Origin of the sequence: Micromonospora sp. CA-248212 (assembly GCF_050948405.1) — a bacterium.
GTDB lineage: Bacteria > Actinomycetota > Actinomycetes > Mycobacteriales > Micromonosporaceae > Micromonospora.
In genome coordinates this window covers 1,406,600-1,423,909 of sequence record NZ_CP192023.1, presented here as the reverse complement: position 1 = coordinate 1,423,909, position 17,310 = coordinate 1,406,600, and the positions used below count along the sequence as shown (strand labels likewise).

The following is a 17,310-nucleotide window of genomic DNA, read 5'->3' as shown; positions in this document are numbered from 1 at the left end:
CTCACTCGTACGACTCGGGCTTGGCGGTGCGGCTCATCAGCGCCTGGACGGCGAGACGCGGGTCCATCCCCTCATGGCAGATCCGTTCGACGTGCTCGGTGATCGGCATCTCGACGCCGTGCGCCCGCGCCAGGTCGCGGATCGCGAGGCAGCTCTTGACGCCCTCGGCGGTCTGTCGCGTGGCCGCCTGGGCCTGTTCCAGGGTCTCGCCCCGACCCAGGTGCTCGCCGAAGGTGCGGTTCCGGGCCAGCGGCGACGAGCAGGAGGCGACGAGGTCGCCCATGCCCGCCAGGCCGGCGAAGGTGATCGGGTCCGCGCCGAGCGCCACGCCCAAGCGGGCCGTCTCGGCCAGCCCCCGGGTCATCAGCATGGCCCGGGTGTTGTCGCCGAAGCCCATCGCCGTGGCGATGCCGTAGGACAGCGCGATCACGTTCTTGACCGCGCCGCCCAGCTCGCAGCCGATCACGTCGTCGTTGGTGTACGGGCGCAGGTACGGCGTCCGGATCGACGACTGCACGAGCGTGGCCCGGTCGGCGTTCGTGCCGGCCACCACCGTCGCGGCCGGCTGCTCGGCGGCGATCTCCGGGGCCAGATTCGGGCCGGAGACGACCACCACCCGGTCCGCGGCCACCCCGGCGGTCTCCACGATGACCTCACTCATCCGCCTGGTGGTGCCGAGTTCGATGCCCTTCATCAGCGACACGAGCGTCGAGTCCGGGTGCAGGTGCCGGGCCCACTCGGCGAGGTTGCCGCGCAGGGTCTGCGACGGCACGGAGAGCACCACCACCTCGGCGCCGGTGATCGCCTCGGCGGCGTCGGTGGTGGCGGTGACCCGGGCCGGCAGCAGCAGGTCCGGCAGGTACTCGGGGTTGCGACGCTCGGTACGGATGCTCTCGGCAACGGGGGCCCGGCGGGCCCACACCGTCACGTCCCGGCCCGCGTCGGCCAGGATCTTGGCGAAGGCGGTGCCCCAGGAGCCGGCACCGAGCACCGCGACGTGGCCGCTCATGCCGCTTCGCCCTCAGGCCGCTCGACGGACCGTCGGACCGGCCGTTCCCACAGGGGTGGCGGGGTCCCGCCCCGGATCTCGGCGAGCATGTCCCGCAGCCGCAGCATGATGGCGTCCGTCATCTCTTCGAGGGTTTCCCGGGTCGGCGGCGCGTCCGCCCAGCGGCTGAGGTCGACCGGGGCGCCGGCGACCACGGTCACCGGGATCCGGGGGCGCGGGTTGAGCCGGCTGGTACGCGGGTCGAAGATCCGCTCCGGCCCCCACATCACCACCGGCACCACGGGCGCGCCGGTGGCCAGCGCCAGCCGGGCGGCACCGGTCTTGGCCTTCATCGGCCACAGCTCCGGCTGCCGGGTGGTGGTGCCCTCCGGGTAGATCACGACCGCACCGCCCTCGTCGAGCGCGGCGACCAGCGCGTCCAGCGAGCGGACCGCCTCGACGCTGCCCCGCTCGACCGGAATCTGCCGGCAGCGGTGCAGGATCCAGCCGACCACCGGCACCCGGAACACGCTGGCCTTGCCCAGGAACTGCGGCCACCGGCCGGAGTCGTAGACGAAGTGCGCGGAGACCAACGGGTCGGCGTGCGAGATGTGGTTCGGCACGATGATCACACCGCCGTCACCGGCGAGGTGTTCCTGGCCGCGCCAGGTCCGCCGGGTCCAGACGGTCATCACCGGCTTGACCAGCCCCACGGCGAACCGTTGCCAGAACCCCAGCCTCCGCCGTGCCACTGTGCCTCCTCGTCGCGCCCCGACCACACGCGCGCGCCCCACCCGCGACACCCGCAGCGGAAATCATGCCTGCTCGCCCCCGGTACGGCCAGCGAGGGTCCCGTCGTCCGGCTGGCAGGATTGCGGACGTGAGTCAGCCGAGGTGGGCCGTCGTGGTGCCGGTGAAGCGTCTGACCGAAGCCAAGAGCCGGCTGCGGGGCGCGCTGCCCGGCGTACCCCATGAGGAGCTGGCGCTGGCGCTGGCGGCCGACACCCTGCGCGCGGTGCTGGCCTGCCCGGCGGTCGCCGAGGCCCTGGTGGTGACCGACGACCACCGGGTGGCGCGGGCGGCGCGGGCCCTCGGCGCGCGCACCCTCGCCGACCTGCCGGACGCCGGCCTGAACGCGGCGTTCCGGCACGGCGCGGCACAGACCGAGGCGCGGTGGGTGACCGGACTCACCGCCGACCTGCCGGCGCTGCGCCCGCAGGACCTGGCCGCCGCGTTGCTCGCGGCGCGGCGCGGGCCCGAGGGGTACGCCGGTTCGTCGCGGACGCGCCCGGTACGGGGACCGTGCTGCTCACCGCCCCGCCGGGCGTCGACCTCGATCCGCGGTTCGGGATCGACTCGGCGGCGGCGCACGAGGCGAGCGGAGCGGTGCCGCTGACCGGCGACTGGCCGAGTCTGCGACGTGACGTGGACACCGCGGACGACCTGGCCGAGGCCGCCCGCCTGGGTCTGGGGCCGCGCACGGCCGCGCTGCTCGCCACGGTCCGCCCGGCGCGCGCCACGCCTGAGGGTGCCGGCCGCGCAGCACCGGGGTGACCCCGCCGGTGTACGGTGCCAGCATGCAGGGCACGGTGGCCAGCTACGACGCGGCGACGCGCAGCGGCGTCCTGCTGCTCGACGACGGCACCGAGCTGCGCTTTCCCGCCCGGGCGTTCGACGCCTCCGGCCTGCGGCTGCTCCGGCTCGGCCAGCGGGTCCGCATCGACACCGATCCCGACGGCGAGGTCGTCCGGGTGACATTGCCGACGATGAACTGAGCTGGCAGGGCCAAGTTCATTTTGCGTTAACTCGAATCGGGTGATTATGAGCGGGTGAGCACCCCTCGCGAGCACCCGGTCACCCCGCCCGCCACCGACCCCCGCAACGGCGCCCGCATCCGCGGCACCGACGGCCGTTTCCGCCCGTCCCGAGCCGAACGGGCCGGCGCCGCCCGCGCCGACACGCTCGCCGACGACCCGGGGGGCGCCTCCTCCGGGCTGGATGAGGTCCTCGACCCCGCCGTCACGACCACCGAGACGGACGGCCCGGCGGCCGGTGGGGTCCAGCCGGGGTCGCCATCCGCCGGGGACGACGAGCAGGCACCGACCCCTCCCCCGCTGCCGGAGGACCGCTTCCTCAACCGCGAGCTGTCCTGGCTCGACTTCAACGCGCGGGTGCTCGCCCTCGCCGAGGACCAGCGCACTCCCCTGCTGGAGCGGGCCAAGTTCCTGGCGATCTTCGCGAGCAACCTGGACGAGTTCTACATGGTGCGGATCGCCGGTCTGAAGCGGCGGCTCTCCGCTGGCCTGCCGGTACGTGGCGGCGACCGCCTCCCGCTGCGCACGCAGCTCGAACTGATCGCCGAACGGACCGCCGAGCTGGGCGCCCGGCACGCGGCCTGCTTCGTCGACGACGTGCTGCCCAAGCTGGCCGACGAGGGCATCCGCATCCTGCGCTGGGGCGATCTGGGCGACGGCGAACGGGAGCGGCTGCGCACCTACTTCCGGGAGCACATCTTTCCGGTGCTGACCCCGCTCGCGGTGGACCCGGCGCACCCGTTCCCGTACATCTCGGGACGGTCGCTGAACCTGGCGGTGGCCGTCCGCGACCCGGACGGCGGCTCCGAGCTGTTCGCGCGGGTGAAGGTGCCCAACAACGTCCCGCGGTTCGTACGCGTCGACCGGGACCAGCCGGGCGTACGGATGCTGCCGGTCGAGGACCTCATCTCGGTGCACCTGGGTCAGCTCTTCAGCGGCATGCAGGTGGTCGAGTGTCACCTGTTCCGGGTGACCCGTAACGCCGAGGTGGAGGTCGACGAGGACCGCGACGAGGACCTGCTCCAGGCGCTGGAACGGGAGTTGGCCCGCCGCCGGTTCGGTCCGCCGGTGCGGCTGGAGGTCGCCGCGTCCATCTCCGACCACATGCTGGAACTGCTCGTCCGCGAGTTGGACATGGACGACCAGGACGTACTTCGGGTGCCCGGCCTGCTGGACCTGTCCGCGCTCTGGCAGGTGTACGGCGAGGCCGATCGCCCGGACCTGAAGGACCCGCCGTTCGTACCGGCCACGCACCCCCGGCTCACCGAGGGCGAGGTGCCGCGCAGCGTCTTCTCCACCCTGCGCGACGGGGACATCCTGGTGCACCATCCCTACCACTCGTTCGCGACGAGCGTGCAGCGATTCATCGAGCAGGCCGCCGCCGACCCGAACGTGCTCGCCATCAAGCAGACGCTCTACCGGACCAGCGGTGACTCGCCGATCGTGGACGCGCTCGTGGACGCGGCCGCCGCCGGCAAGCAGGTGGTGGTGCTGGTCGAGGTGAAGGCCCGCTTCGACGAGGTGGCCAACATCGGCTGGGCCCGGACCCTGGAACGCGCCGGCTGTCACGTGGTGTACGGGCTGGTGGGGCTCAAGACGCACTGCAAGACCGCGTTGGTGGTCCGGCAGGAGGGCAACCAGATCCGCCGGTACTGCCACATCGGCACCGGCAACTACCACCCGAAGACCGCGCGGCTGTACGAGGACTTCGGCATGCTCACCGCCGATCCGGAGATCGGGGCGGACCTCACCGACCTGTTCAACGTGCTGACCGGCTACAGCCGGCAGACCGCGTACCGGCGGCTGCTGGTCGCCCCCCAGGGCATCCGCAGCGGACTGATCGAACGGATCGAGCGGGAGATCGCGCACGTCCGCCTCGGCATGCCCGGCCTGGTCCAGTTCAAGGTCAACTCACTGGTCGACGAGGGCGTGACCGACGCGCTGTACCGGGCCTCCCAGGCCGGCGTCCACGTCGACCTGCTCATCCGGGGTATGTGCACGCTGCGTCCGGGGGTGCCGGGGCTGTCGGAGAACATCCGGGTCCGCTCGATCCTGGGCCGGTTCCTGGAGCACTCCCGCATCTTCCGCTTCGGCAACAACGGCGAGGCCGAGTTCTGGATGGGCTCGGCGGACCTGATGCACCGCAACCTGGACCGGCGGGTGGAGGCGCTGGTGCAGGTGAGCGACCCGATCGCCCGAGCCGAGTTGGACCACGTGCTGACCGCCGCGATGAGCCCGGACGTCGACGCGTTCGAGCTGGCCGGCGACGGCACCTGGACCCGGCGCGCCGGCGGCGACGAGACGTCCCGCGTCCATCTCCAGGAACTGTTGCTGCGCCGCGTCGGTGGCACGGCCGGCTGAGCGATCACCGCCTAGGCTGAGCTGATGGTCGAGGAGGAGCAGAAGTACGAGGTGGACGACACCTTCGTGATACCCGACCTGTCCGCCATCGCACCGGTCGGCGGCCGGGTCCGGGCGCTGCCGCCGGTGACGCTCGTCGCCCGCTACCTCGACACGGTCGACCTGCGGCTGGCCCGCGCCGGGGCGTCCCTTCGCCACCGTGACGGGGACGAGCCGCCGTGGACGGTGAAGCTGCCCACCGGCACGCCCGGCGTCCGGCACGAGATCTCCCGTCCCGGCCCGGCCGGTCAGCCGCCGCCGGAGCTGGTCGAGCTGGTCACCGCCCTGCACCGGGGTACGCCCCTGGCACCGGTCACGGTGGTGCGTACCGTCCGGCACGCCCACGAGGTGCGCGCCGGGGACGGCACGGTGCTCGCCGAGGTGGTGGACGACCGGGTGAGTGTCCTCGACGACGCCGGCGCCACCACGGGTGAGTTCCGCGAGGTGGAGGTCGAGCGCAAGGCCGGCGACCGCGACCTGCTGGGCCGCATCGGCGCGGTGCTGCGCGACGCCGGGGCGCGGGCCGGCTCGTTCACCCCGAAGCACGTACGGGCGCTGGGGGCGGCGGCACAGGCCGAACCGGACCTGGTCGCACCGGGCGAGCTGACCGACGACCCGAGCGCCGGGGAGGTGGTCACCGAGGCGGTCCGCAAGGAGGTACGCCGGCTGCTGGCGCACGATCCCCTCGTCCGGCTGCACACCTCCACCGGCGACGGCGACAGCGCCGTACACCAGATGCGGGTGGCCTGCCGACGGCTGCGCAGCGACCTGCGGACCTTCCGTCCACTCGTACGTCGGAGCTGGGCCCGTCCCCTGCGCGACGAGCTGCGCTGGCTGGCCGGGGTGCTCGGCGGGGCGCGCGACGCCGAGGTGCTGCGCGAGCGGCTGCGGCGCACCGCGACCGCCGACCCGCTCAGCCCACTCGACGCGGACGCGGTGGACCGGCTCGACGACGCGCTCGCGCAGCGGCAGCGGCAGGCGCTCGCCGCCATCGACGAGGCGCTGCGCTCCCCGCGCTACCTGGCCCTGTTGGACGCCCTCGTGCTGGCCGCCCGCGCGCCCCGGCTCACCCGGCGGGCGGCCACCCCGGCGGCCCGGACGCTACCGAAGCTGGTGGCCCGACCATGGCGGCAGCTCACCGGCCCGGACGGCGTCGACGGGCTCGACCCGCTCGCGCCCGACGACCGCTGGCACGCCGTCCGCAAGCAGGGCAAACAGGCCCGGTACGCGGTCACCGCCGTCCTCCCGGCGGTCGGCCGGGACGCACGGCGGCTGGCCCGCGCGCTGGCTCGCGTTCAGGACGTGCTCGGTGAGCACCAGGACGCCGCGGTGGCCGCCGAGACCTGGCTCGCCCTCGCCGCCCAGCGTCCCGGCGACCACGAGATCGCGGTCACCGCCGGGCGGCTGGCCGAGCGGGAACGCGACACGGTCCGTCGGATGCGGGCCCGGTTCCCCGACGCGTGGCACCGGGCGACCCGGCGACGGCGGACCAGATGGCTGCCGTGACGGGCATCCGGGCCGCCGGCGGGGTCTGCTGGCGACCGACCGACGACGGCGTACGGGTCTGCGTGGTGCACCGCCCGCGCTACGGGGACTGGACGCTGCCCAAGGGCAAGCTGGAACCGGGCGAACACCCGCTCGTCGCGGCGGTCCGCGAGGTGGCCGAGGAGGCCGACGTGCGGGGCGTACCGCAGGTGCGACTGCCGTCGGTGCGCTACCGCAGCGAAGGACAGGCCAAACTGGTCGACTACTGGTCGATGCTCGCCGTCGCCGAGGGGGGTTTCCAGCCGGGCACCGAGGTCGACGACATCCGGTGGTTGACCGTCGACGACGCGATCCGGCTGGTCAGCTACCCGCACGACGCCGAGGTGCTGGCCGCGTTCGCGGAGCTGCCGTCGGTGACCGCGACGATCGCGCTGGTCCGGCACGGGCACGCGGGCAAGCGGGCCACGTGGACCGGCCCGGACACCGCCCGGCCGCTCGACGACGAGGGGTGGGCCCAGGCGTACGCGCTGGCGCCGCTGATCGCCGTGGTCCGGCCGGCCCGGCTGCTGTCGGCGTCGGCACGCCGCTGCGTGCAGACCCTGGACCCGGCCGCCGCGCTGCTCGACCTGCCCATCGAGGTCTGCGGCGACCTGGACGAGCCGCATCCCGGCCAGCAGCAGGACGAGCGGGTGCTGGCGACCGCCGCGCGGGTGCTGGAGTTGGCCTGCGCCGGCGGGCAGGTGACGGTGTGCAGCCAGGGCAAGGTGCTACCCGGCGCGTTGAAGCGGCTGACCGGCCGCGCCGAGGAGGACTTCACCACCCCGAAGGGCGGCGGTTGGCTGCTCGCCTTCGTCGGCGATCGACTGCTCGCCACCGATCGCCTCTGACGCCTGGGCGCTGATCCGTACCGGTCAACCGACACACCGGCCACCGCGGCATCGCCGGCCCGACGCACCGGCTCAGCGCGGCTTCGCCGGCCCGACGCACCGGCTCAGCGCGGCTTCGCCGGCCCGACGCAGCGGGTCAGGACGGCATCGTCGGCCCGGCGCACCGGCTCAGCGCGGCGGCAGCGTGACGGTCACCGCCACCGGCAGGTGGTCGCTGGCCTCGCCACGCGGCGCGACCGGGTCCGCCGCCGTCAAACCGGGTGAGACGAAGACATGGTCGATCTGCTGCCGGGGGTCGTCGGCGGGGCTGGTCGCCAGCGGCCGGGCGGCCGCCAACGCGTCCACCAGACCCGCCCCCGTGAACTGGCCGAACGCCTCGTCACCCGGCTCGGTGTTCAGGTCGCCGGCCACGACGAGCGGGCGGCCCGCCGCGTACCGGATGGCGAAGTCGGCGACCGCACGGGCCTGGACCACCGGTCCCCGGCCGGGCGGCGGCTGGAGGTGGGTGCTCACCACGGCGGTACGCACCTCGTCGCCGAGGTCGAGGGTCACGGCGAGCGCCTGCGCGCCGGTCGGCGCCCCGACGGCCGACAACGGCAGGGACTCCGGCGCGGTCACCGGCCAGCGGCTGAGCACCGCGTCACCCCACACCGGGTCGGCGGCCGGCCCGAAGACGTACGGCATGCCGAGCCGATCGGACAGCAGGTCCAGCGTGTCGTGGCCGCCGTTGAGCAGCCAGCCCCGGTCCACCTCGCTGAGCAGCACGACGTCCGGTCGCTGCCGGTCGATCGCGGTGGCCAGTCCGGCCAGGTCGAACCGGCCGTCCAGGCCGAAGCCCATCCGGATGTTGTACGCCACCACCCGCAACCGCTCCGGCGGGCCCTCCCGGTTGCTGGCAACCGGAAGCTCCTCGTTGACCAGCGGCGCGAGCAGGGCCAGCACGGTCACCACGGCCGTGGTCGGCAGGGGCGACAACGGTCCGGGGAGCCGGCGGCGGAGGGGACGGGCCGTCACCGCCACCACGGCGACCACCGCGGCCACCACCACCGGCACGGCGGCGTTGGGGTAGCCGAGGTCGTAGGCGGAGTAGTAGCCGATCGAACCGACCACGAAGACGAGCATGCCGGCGGCCAGCGCGTACCCCCGGCGGGCCGCCGCCCGCGGTCCATCGCCCGCCTCGTCCGCCCGTACCCGGTCGGGGCCGGCGTTGTCGGCCCGGCCCGCGCTGTCGGCCCGGCCCGCGCTGTCGGCCCGGCCCGCGCTGTCGGCCCGGCCCGCGCTGTCGGCCCGGCCCGCGCTGTCGATCCGGCCCGCGCTGTCGATCCGGCCCGCGCTGTCGATCCGGCCCGCGCTGTCGATCCGGCCCGCGCTGTCGATCCGGCCCGCGCTGTCGATCCGGCCCGCGCTGTCGGTGAGGGCCAGGCAGGCGCCGAGGCCGACGGCGCTGAGCAGCATGGCCGCGACCAGCAGATCGCCACGGTCGAGAGCGAACAGCACCGCGCCCGCCAGCAGGGCCACCGGACCCAGCGGGCGGGTCCACGGCCGGGTCGAGCCGGCCAGCGCGGCCAGCAGGAAACCGGCGACCGCGACCGGCACCGGCGCCAGGCCGAACAGCGGCGAACGGGCGACGGCCCCATCCGCTTGCAGGTACGACATCCCGGCCTGTGCCAGAGCCGGCGCGAGGGCCACCATGCCGGACAGCAGCAGCGTCGGCCCGAACAGCAGCCACGCTCGGGCCCCGCCGGGGCCGGGCGGCGCGGCGGGCAGGGCGGCGTCGAGCAGGAACAGCGCCACCGCGACGACGCTGAGCAGCCAGGCCGCCCAGCCGCCGCGCCAGACGAGGTCGTAGGTGTCCAGCAGCGCGTGACCAACGGCGTTGACCGCCAGCCCGAGCGCCAGCCCCGGCACCGGGCGGTCGGTGCCGGCGGCGACGCCGACCAGCCACACCAGCCCGGCCATCAGGCCCACGGTGGCCAACCAGAGCTGCGGGCGGCCACCAGGGGTCGCGGTGAGCGCGAGCCGGGCCACGGCCAGCACGACGGCCGCGGCGACGGTCACCGGGCGGGTACCGAGCCGACGGACCAGTGCCGGCGCGGCCAACGCCAGGACGAACCAGCCGAGCGCGAACGCGCCCATCAGCTCGGCCGGAGTGGAAGCGGCCTGCCCGAAGATGGTGATGATGCCGGGTAACCAGACGCGCAGCACGTCGATGAGCAGGATGACGCCCAGCGCGAGCGATGAGGTGGTGAGCTGGCGGTAGCGCACCGGCGCCCCACTTCCCGTCGACGGACCGGCTCGAAAGGGGGGAGCCGGCACGGCGATTCTGCGCGTACCGCCGGGTCGGGTCAACGGTTCCGACACGCACGAGGGGCGTCCACCACGCGGTGGACGCCCCTCGCAGCTCGGTCGGTCAGCGCTTGCTGGCCGCCTTCTTGGCCGGAGCCTTCTTCGCCGGAGCCTTCTTGGCCGCCGTGCTCTTGCTCGCCGCCGCAGTGGTCTTCTTCGCCGTGGCGGACTTGGTCGCCGCGGCGCTCTTCTTCGCCGGGGCGGTCTTCTTGCTGGCGACCGTCTTGGTCGCGGTGGTCTTGCTCGCCTTGGCCGGGGCGGTCTTCTTGCTGGCCGCCTTCGTGGCCGTGGTGGTCTTGCTCGCCTTGGCCGGGGCCGTCTTCTTGCTGGCGGCCTTCGTGGCGGTGGCCTTCGTGGCGGTGGCCTTGGTGGCGGTGGCCTTGGTGCCCGTCGCCTTGGCGCCGGCCGCCTTCGCCGTGGTGGTCGCCGTCTTCTTCGCCGCCACCGTGGCCTTCGGCACCTTGCCGCTGGCCACCATCTCCTTGAACCCGGCGCCGGGACGGAAGGTCGGGACGGACGTCTTCTTGACCTTCACCGCCTCGCCGGTACGCGGGTTGCGCGCTGTTCGTGCGCCACGGACACGCTTTTCGAATGCTCCGAATCCGGTGATCGCCACCTTCTCGCCCTTGGTGACCGCCGCCTGGACCTCAGTGAGGACCGCGTCGAGCGCGGCCGTCGCCGTTTTCCGGTCCCCCAGGCGAACGGCGAGCGCCTCGATGAGCTCGGCCTTGTTCACGACTTCCTCCCGATTGTGCAACTGACTCGACGCGAGCCATTCTGCGCGCACCGTATGCCCTGTAGTGCCTGGACACAAACATTCGGCGGAAAAAAGCCCTTGTGTCGTAACGGATTCGCCCCCACCGGTTGGACCGGTGAGGGCGAAATCCGATGTGGGGTGCGCCTACGGCTATGCCACGGAGGGCAGGAACGGCGGTCGGCTGGCCTCGTAGGAGTCGATGTCGGCGGCGTGTCGGAGGGTGAGTCCAATGTCGTCCAGGCCCTCGATCAGCCGCCAGCGGCTGAAGTCGTCCAGCGGGAACGACCAGGTCGCGTCCCCGGCCCGGAGCTGTCGGGCGGTCAGGTCGACGGTCACCGGCGTGGTCGGATCGGCCTCGACGAGATCCCACAACTCCTCGACGGCTTTCAATTCCAACTCGACCGGCAGCAGGCCCTCCTTGAGTGCGTTGCCGCGGAAGATGTCACCGAAGCGCGGCGACACGACCGCCCGGAAGCCCCAGTCCCGCAGCGCCCAGACCGCGTGCTCACGCGAGGATCCGGTGCCGAACTCCGGTCCGGCGACGAGGATCGACGCCCCAGAATAGGTTTCATCGTTGAGCACGAATGCCGGGTCTTCCCGCCAGGCGTTGAACAGCCCGTCGGCGAAGCCGGTACGGGTCACCCTCTTGAGGTACACGGCCGGGATGATCTGATCCGTGTCCACGTTGGACCGCCGCAGTGGCACGGCCGTACCGGTGTGGGTGGTGAACTTGTCCATCTCGTCGGTCCCTTCTACAGGTCGGCGGGGGCGGCCAGCCGGCCGACCACGGCGGTGGCGGCGGCGACCGGCGGGGACACCAGATGGGTACGTCCGCCCCGGCCCTGCCGGCCCTCGAAGTTGCGGTTGGAGGTGGAGGCGGAGCGCTCGCCCGGCTTGAGCGTGTCCGGGTTCATGCCCAGGCACATGGAACAGCCGGCGAACCGCCATTCGGCGCCCGCGTCGGCGAAGACCTTGTCCAGCCCCTCGGCCTCGGCAGCCTCGCGTACGGAGGCGGAGCCGGGCACCACGAGCATCCGTACCCCGTCGGCGACCCGGTGCCCGCGCAGCACGTCGGCGGCGGCCCGCAGGTCCTCCAGACGGCCGTTGGTGCAGGAGCCCACGAAGACCACGTCGATGGGCAGTTCCCGCAGCGGGGTGCCGGGGCGCAGATCCATGTACTCCAGGGCCCGGCGTGCGGCGGCGCGCTCCGCGTCGGTGGTGAACTCCTCCGGGTCGGGCACCGGCGCGCTCAACGGTGCGCCCTGGCCGGGGTTGGTGCCCCAGGTGACGAACGGCGTGATCCGGCTGGCGTCCAGCGTCACCTCGGCGTCGAAGCGCGCGCCCTCGTCGGTGGGCAGCGTCCGCCACCAGGCGAGCGCCGCGTCCCAGTCGGCGCCCTGGGGCGCGTTCGGCCGACCCTTGAGGTACGCGAAGGTCGTCTCGTCCGGCGCGATCATGCCGGCCTTGGCGCCCCACTCGATGGACATGTTGGCGATGGTCATCCGCCCCTCCATGGAGAGGTTGCGGATCGCCTCGCCGCGGTACTCCACGATGTGCCCACGGCCACCGCCGGTGCCGACCTGGGTGATCAGCGCGAGCACCAGGTCCTTGGCGGTGACGCCCGGCGCGAGCTGGCCGGTGACGTTCACGGCCATCGTCTTCGGCCGGCTCTGCGGCAGCGTCTGGGTGGCCAGCACGTGCTCCACCTCGCTGGTGCCGATGCCGAAGGCGAGCGCCCCGAACGCGCCGTGGGTGGCGGTGTGCGAGTCGCCGCAGACGATCGTCAGACCCGGCTGGGTGAGCCCGAGCTGCGGGCCGATGACGTGCACGATGCCCTGGTTGTCGTCGCCGAGCGGATGCAGGCGCACCCCGAACTCGGCGCAGTTGCGGCGCAGCGTCTCGATCTGCGTACGCGACGTCGGGTCCGCGATGGTGAGCAGGTCACCACGGCGGAGGCGGAACGCCGGATCGGCGTACCCGGTCGGGGTGTTGTGGTCCTCGGTCGCGAGGGTCAGGTCGGTACGACGCACCCGACGCCCGGCGAGCCGGAGCCCGTCGAACGCCTGCGGGCTGGTCACCTCGTGCAGCAGGTGCAGGTCGATGAAGAGCAGGTCCGGCTCACCAGCGGCGGACCGTACGACGTGCGCGTCCCAGACCTTCTCGGCCAGGGTCCTCGGCTCAGGAGTGACTCCCACCATCTGGACATCCTAAATTCTGGGAGGTAAGTTTCGGCTTGTGGGACACAGTATGAGCGGTGTCGGCGTTCTCGACAAGGCGGTGGTCATCCTGGCCGCCTGTGTCGACGGCGCCAGCCTTGCCGAACTCGTTGAACGCACCAAGCTGCCCCGAGCCACCGCACACCGGCTGGCGCAGGCCCTGGAGATCCACCGGATGCTGGTCCGGGACACCCAGGGCCGTTGGCGCCCCGGGCCTCGGCTCGGCGAGCTGGCCAACGCCGCACCGGACGTCCTGCTGACCGCCGCCGAGCCCCTGCTCGCCGCGCTGCGCGACGCCACCGGTGAGAGCGCCCAGCTCTACCTGCGCCGCGCCGATGAGCGCATCTGCGTGGCCGCCGCGGAGCGCGCCAGCGGCCTGCGGGACACCGTCCCGGTGGGCTCGGTGCTGCCCATGACGGCCGGTTCGGCGGCGCAGATCCTGCTCGCCTGGGAGCCGCCGGAGGCGGTGATGCCGCTGCTGCCACGCAGCAAGTTCACCGGCCGCACCCTGGCCGAGGTACGCCGCCGCGGCTGGGCACAGAGCGTCGCCGAGCGGGAGGCCGGTGTGGCGAGCGTCTCCGCACCGATCCGCGACCGCACCGGCCGCGTGATCGCCTCGATCAGCATCTCCGGCCCGATCGAACGCCTCGGCCGCCGCCCCGGCGAACGCCACGCCATGGCCGTGGTGCGAGCCGGCCAACGCCTCTCCGGCCTCTAACCCAACCCCCGCACCCGCGCCCGCGCCCCCGTCGCCCGTCGCCCGTCGCCCGTCGCCCGTCGCCCGTCGCCCGTCGCCCGTCGCCCGTCGCCCGTCGCCCGTCGCCCGTCGCCCGTCGCCCGTTCATCATGAAGTTGTTGTCCCGACACGCCGCCGCGCGTGGCAATAACTTCATGATCAACGGGCCGGGCCGGAGCCGGGACGGGACGGGACGGAGCCGGGACGGGACGGGACGGGACGGAGCCGGGCCGGAGCGCAGCCGGGGGCGGGTGTGAGACCCCCAGACCGAGTCCAGCCAACCCCGCCCGCCGACCCGCCCGCCCACTCCCGGGTGATCAAGAGGTTTGCGTCACGACACGCCGATCCCGATGACGCAAACCTCTTGATCAACGGGACGGACCGGGTGGGCCGGGTGGGGTGGGTGGGGTGGATGCGGGTGGGGCGGGGGGACATGGAGAAGGCTCACCTCGCGGAGCGAGATGAGCCTTTGGTTGTAGCCCCGACCGGATTCGAACCGGCGCTACCGCCTTGAGAGGGCGGCGTCCTGGGCCGCTAGACGACGGGGCCAGAACTTTCCTGTTCACCGCCCTCGCGGGCGGTACGGCTTGTAGTCTAGCGGCACCGCCCTCGAGGACGAGAACCGGGTACGGGCAACGGCCGCACGTCCGGCGGCCCAGATCGACTCGGGTTTCGTGAAGTCGGGCTGTCAGCCGGCTCAGGACACCACGATTTCATGCAAGCCGAGTCGATCAAGCCAGGCCGCGACCGGCAGGCCGCGACCGGCGGGCAGGCGGCGGACACGAAACAGCCCGCCTCACCGCAGTGAGACGGGCTGTGCACGATGTAGCCCCGACCGGATTCGAACCGGCGCTACCGCCTTGAGAGGGCGGCGTCCTGGGCCGCTAGACGACGGGGCCAGAACAACTTTCGCTCCCCCACCCTCATCGGGCGGAGGAGCTGCACTCCACCGGAGACCACTCTCCGCCCCCGTAGGGACGGAGTCGATCTCCGTCAGAATCCAGCGTCCGGGATTCTCGCGAATCCCAGCTGCGCTGGGGTACCAGGACTCGAACCTAGACTAACTGAACCAGAATCAGTCGGGCTGCCAATTACCCCATACCCCATCGGCCCCTTGCGGCGCCGGGAGTGAACATTACCCTCCCGGTGCCGGCAGGCCAAATCCGATCCCCCCGAAACACCCTTGAGCTGCGGAAACAGGGGCATCAGACCGATCAGGCGACGGGGACCACCGGGTTGCTGAGCTCGCCGATGCCCTCGATCCGCACGGAGACCGTATCCCCCTCGACGAGCGGACTAACCCCCGCCGGGGTGCCGGTGAGCACCACGTCGCCGGGCAGCAGCGTCATCACGTGCGAGATGTACGACACCAGGCCGGGCACGTCGAAGACCATGTCCTTCGTCCGGCCGAGCTGGCGTACCTCCATCTCGTCGGGGTTGCGACCGACCTCACACCGGATCTCCAGGTCGGAGACGTCCAGCCCGGTGGTGATCCACGGCCCGATCGGGCAGAACGAGTCGAAGCCCTTGGCCCGGGTCCACTGCCCGTCGGAGCGCTGAAGGTCCCGGGCGGTCACGTCGTTGGCGCAGGTGTAGCCGAAGATGGCGCGTTCGGCGGCGGCACGGTCGGCCCGGCGGGCGCCCGGAGCGCCGATCACGACGGCCAACTCCGCCTCGTGCTCGACCTGCTTGGAGAAGATCGGCAGCCGGATCGCGTCGCGCGGCCCGATCACCGAGGTGGACGGCTTGAGGAAGAGCAACGGTTCCTTGGGCACGTCGTTGCCGAGTTCGGCGGCGTGGTCGGCGTAGTTGCGGCCCACGCAGACCACCTTGCTGGGCAGGATCGGCGAGAGCAGCCGGACGTCGGAGAGGGCCCAGCGGGCCCCACTGAAGGAGAGTTGGCCGAACGGGTGACCCTCGATCTCGGCGATGGTCAGGCCCTGCGGCCCGGCCTCCGGCTCGCCCTCGACGGCTCCGAACGACATTCCCTTGGCATGAGCGAAACGAGCGATACGCACCCGGCCAATCTAGCCCCGCCGACGCGTCCACCGGCCACAACGCCCGGCGGGTGTGCGCAACCCGTCAGTGTTGGGGCACTTTAGCGCAGGTCGGGACGGCCGAGGCGGGATTCCGCACTTCGTACCCGCACGGAGGCCGGGGAGCCCTAGCGTCGGCTCCGGAGGTTCGTTCGTATGCCTGCATCGACACGACACCACAGAGCCCTCGCGGTGTTCGTACACTGCCTCGGCATCCTCGCCGCCGTGCCGGCCCTGCCCGCGGCGGCCCCGGAGGCGGCGGCCGCGCCACGACCGGCGGCCGTGACGCCACCGCCAGCCGCGCCACGACCGGCGGCCGGCACGCCACAACCGGCCGCGCCACGACCGGCGAGCGGCACACCACAACCGGCCGCGCCGACGCCCACGACCGGTCCGACGGCGATCGGGCCGCCGGTGCCGGTGGCCGCGCGGGCGACCAGCGCGGAGCCCACGCCGCCCTCGGCGCCACCGGCGGTGGCGACGCCCACGCGGGCCGTCGCGCCGGCGCCCCCGCCTCCGGTCACGGTGGCGGTAGCGCCCGAGAGCAGTCCGGCGCCGCGTTACCGGATCCACGTCCGCAACGTGGGCAACTCGCCGGTCGACACCACAGTGCGGCAGGAACTGCCGTCCGGATCGTCGGCGACCGCGATCAGCGCGGGCGGCCGGTCCAGCCGGTCCGGCGGGTCGACGGCCGAGGTGACGTGGCGGTTGCGGTTGCCGGCCCACAGCAGCACGACGCTGGGCACGGCCCTGACCGCGACCGCGCCGGGCCAGCCGCTGACCGCACCGGCGTGCGCGTTCACCAGTGACGGCAGCCGGCCGTACGACTGCGCCACCGCCACCTGGCAGGCGGCGGCCGCAGCCCCGGCGGCGGAGGCCACCGAGGCGCCGCCGTGGCGGCGGTACCCGGTGCTGCTGGCCGGGTTGGGGATCCTGTTGCTGATCAGCGCCGCCGTGGCGTGGGTATGGCGTCGACGGCGGGGCCGCCGCGGACGACGGATAACCGCGGCCGCCCTGGCGGACGGTGGGCACGGAACGATCTATCCCCGCCCGGCGACGCCGAGCCCGAGCCGACGCCGGCGTACGCCGCCGGTCTGGCTGCTGGTCGGCGCCGCGGCGGTGGTCCTGGCCGGGGTGATCGGCACGGCCGGTTGGACGGCGACCCGGCAGGTCTCGTCGATCGACACCCAGAAGCAGCCGACCAGTGGCGCGTGGCGGGGTAGCGGGGTCTCCGGCCCGATGGGCGTGCCGCTGCGGGAGTCCGCGTTCGAGTTCACCGTCTACCGGATGACGTGCGGCGCGGCGGGTAGCGCGGCCACCGCCCCGGGGGCCAGCGCGCCACCGCCGGGCGCGCGGAGCTGTCAGGCCACCGTGGGTGTGCGCAACCTCACCGGGTCCCAGCAGCCCTGGCACGGCCAGTTGCAACGCGCCTACCTGCCCGGCAACCGCTGGGTGAGCACGGACGAGTCGGCCACCCGGGCGGCCAACCTGGGGCGGGACGTCTTCGCCAACCCGGTGGCCGCCGGCAGTCGGGTGGTGCTTCCGCTGGTCTTCACCGTCGACGGGCGGGACCCGCCCCGGCAGCTGGAGCTGCGCAGCGGGGTGTTCTCGGCGGGCGTCCGGGTGCAGATGCCCTGACCGGCGC

At 73.3% G+C, this 17,310-nt stretch carries 13 protein-coding genes, 3 tRNA genes and 1 pseudogene; 7 read left to right on the top strand and 10 right to left on the bottom strand.

The window, feature by feature from the left end:
- Position 1: 1 nt before the first annotated feature.
- Entirely contained in the window at positions 2-1,009 is a 1,008-nt protein-coding gene (locus ACQP03_RS06700) for an NAD(P)H-dependent glycerol-3-phosphate dehydrogenase (protein WP_357131168.1), read from the bottom strand.
- Positions 1,006-1,740, bottom strand: a complete 735-nt coding sequence (locus ACQP03_RS06695) for a lysophospholipid acyltransferase family protein (protein ID WP_357131171.1) — start codon at positions 1,738-1,740, stop codon at positions 1,006-1,008. The genes ACQP03_RS06700 and ACQP03_RS06695 overlap by 4 nt, the downstream gene beginning before the upstream one ends.
- A 128-nt stretch (positions 1,741-1,868) precedes the next feature.
- Between ACQP03_RS06695 and cofC the strand changes: the two are divergent.
- The 5 genes and pseudogenes from cofC to ACQP03_RS06670 all read left to right on the top strand — a co-directional run bounded on the left by cofC (position 1,869) and on the right by ACQP03_RS06670 (position 7,574).
- A pseudogene (cofC, locus tag ACQP03_RS06690) lies at positions 1,869-2,542 on the top strand (2-phospho-L-lactate guanylyltransferase).
- Between the two features lie 23 nt (positions 2,543-2,565).
- Positions 2,566-2,763 carry a cold-shock protein gene (locus ACQP03_RS06685; protein ID WP_007456426.1) on the top strand — a complete coding sequence of 66 codons (198 nt, stop codon included), beginning with the start codon at positions 2,566-2,568 and terminating at the stop codon, positions 2,761-2,763.
- A 54-nt stretch (positions 2,764-2,817) separates the two neighbouring features.
- A complete protein-coding gene (locus ACQP03_RS06680; protein WP_357131178.1) occupies positions 2,818-5,163 on the top strand; it encodes an RNA degradosome polyphosphate kinase in 2,346 nt (781 codons plus the stop codon).
- A 24-nt stretch (positions 5,164-5,187) separates the two neighbouring features.
- A complete protein-coding gene (locus tag ACQP03_RS06675) occupies positions 5,188-6,708 on the top strand; it encodes a CHAD domain-containing protein (protein ID WP_396833108.1) in 1,521 nt (506 codons plus the stop codon).
- The gene (locus ACQP03_RS06670; RefSeq protein WP_433460571.1) at positions 6,696-7,574 is read left to right on the top strand and encodes an NUDIX hydrolase; all 879 of its coding nucleotides are present in this window, start codon (positions 6,696-6,698) and stop codon (positions 7,572-7,574) included. Before ACQP03_RS06675 ends, ACQP03_RS06670 begins: the two co-directional genes overlap by 13 nt.
- A gap of 168 nt (positions 7,575-7,742) precedes the next feature.
- Here the strand turns inward: ACQP03_RS06670 and ACQP03_RS06665 are convergent, their stop codons facing one another.
- The 4 genes from ACQP03_RS06665 to leuC form a co-directional block, all read right to left on the bottom strand.
- Complete coding sequence (locus ACQP03_RS06665; RefSeq protein ID WP_433460569.1) at positions 7,743-9,839, bottom strand: endonuclease/exonuclease/phosphatase family protein; 2,097 nt, start codon at positions 9,837-9,839, stop codon at positions 7,743-7,745.
- A gap of 145 nt (positions 9,840-9,984) precedes the next feature.
- A complete protein-coding gene (locus ACQP03_RS06660; RefSeq protein WP_357131190.1) occupies positions 9,985-10,656 on the bottom strand; it encodes an HU family DNA-binding protein in 672 nt (223 codons plus the stop codon).
- Positions 10,657-10,827: 171 nt separating this feature from the next.
- Positions 10,828-11,415, bottom strand: a complete 588-nt coding sequence (gene leuD, locus ACQP03_RS06655) for a 3-isopropylmalate dehydratase small subunit (RefSeq protein WP_357392976.1) — start codon at positions 11,413-11,415, stop codon at positions 10,828-10,830.
- A gap of 14 nt (positions 11,416-11,429) precedes the next feature.
- Positions 11,430-12,875, bottom strand: a complete 1,446-nt coding sequence (gene leuC / locus ACQP03_RS06650) for a 3-isopropylmalate dehydratase large subunit (protein WP_357131196.1) — start codon at positions 12,873-12,875, stop codon at positions 11,430-11,432.
- A gap of 49 nt (positions 12,876-12,924) precedes the next feature.
- Here leuC and ACQP03_RS06645 point away from each other — a divergent pair, with 49 nt between their 5' ends.
- The gene (locus ACQP03_RS06645) at positions 12,925-13,611 is read left to right on the top strand and encodes an IclR family transcriptional regulator (protein WP_091671614.1); all 687 of its coding nucleotides are present in this window, start codon (positions 12,925-12,927) and stop codon (positions 13,609-13,611) included.
- A 494-nt stretch (positions 13,612-14,105) separates the two neighbouring features.
- Here the strand turns inward: ACQP03_RS06645 and ACQP03_RS06640 are convergent.
- From ACQP03_RS06640 to ACQP03_RS06625, 4 genes are all read right to left on the bottom strand, one after another.
- Positions 14,106-14,178, bottom strand: a tRNA-Glu gene (locus tag ACQP03_RS06640).
- Between the two features lie 277 nt (positions 14,179-14,455).
- Positions 14,456-14,528, bottom strand: a tRNA-Glu gene (locus ACQP03_RS06635).
- 135 nt (positions 14,529-14,663) lie between these two features.
- Positions 14,664-14,735: transfer RNA gene (locus tag ACQP03_RS06630), tRNA-Gln, on the bottom strand.
- 108 nt (positions 14,736-14,843) lie between these two features.
- Positions 14,844-15,647 (bottom strand): fumarylacetoacetate hydrolase family protein, encoded by an 804-nt coding sequence (locus ACQP03_RS06625; protein WP_357131201.1) that lies wholly within the window; start codon positions 15,645-15,647, stop codon positions 14,844-14,846.
- A gap of 174 nt (positions 15,648-15,821) precedes the next feature.
- On the opposite strand from ACQP03_RS06625, the gene ACQP03_RS06620 reads away from it, so the two are divergent.
- Complete coding sequence (locus tag ACQP03_RS06620; protein ID WP_433460565.1) at positions 15,822-17,303, top strand: hypothetical protein; 1,482 nt, start codon at positions 15,822-15,824, stop codon at positions 17,301-17,303.
- The last annotated feature ends 7 nt before the right edge of the window (positions 17,304-17,310 follow it).

What these genes read in the sequence shown, in the direction of transcription:
- ACQP03_RS06700 (WP_357131168.1), bottom strand. Translation starts at nt 1,009, where the DNA reads ATGAGCGGCCACGTCGCGGTGCTCGGTGCCGGCTCCTGGGGCACCGCC.
- ACQP03_RS06685 (WP_007456426.1), top strand. Translation starts at nt 2,566, where the DNA reads ATGCAGGGCACGGTGGCCAGCTACGACGCGGCGACGCGCAGCGGCGTC.
- ACQP03_RS06675 (WP_396833108.1), top strand. Translation starts at nt 5,188, where the DNA reads ATGGTCGAGGAGGAGCAGAAGTACGAGGTGGACGACACCTTCGTGATA.
- ACQP03_RS06670 (WP_433460571.1), top strand. Translation starts at nt 6,696, where the DNA reads ATGGCTGCCGTGACGGGCATCCGGGCCGCCGGCGGGGTCTGCTGGCGA.
- leuD (WP_357392976.1), bottom strand. Translation starts at nt 11,415, where the DNA reads ATGGACAAGTTCACCACCCACACCGGTACGGCCGTGCCACTGCGGCGG.
- leuC (WP_357131196.1), bottom strand. Translation starts at nt 12,875, where the DNA reads ATGGTGGGAGTCACTCCTGAGCCGAGGACCCTGGCCGAGAAGGTCTGG.
- ACQP03_RS06645 (WP_091671614.1), top strand. Translation starts at nt 12,925, where the DNA reads ATGAGCGGTGTCGGCGTTCTCGACAAGGCGGTGGTCATCCTGGCCGCC.
- ACQP03_RS06620 (WP_433460565.1), top strand. Translation starts at nt 15,822, where the DNA reads ATGCCTGCATCGACACGACACCACAGAGCCCTCGCGGTGTTCGTACAC.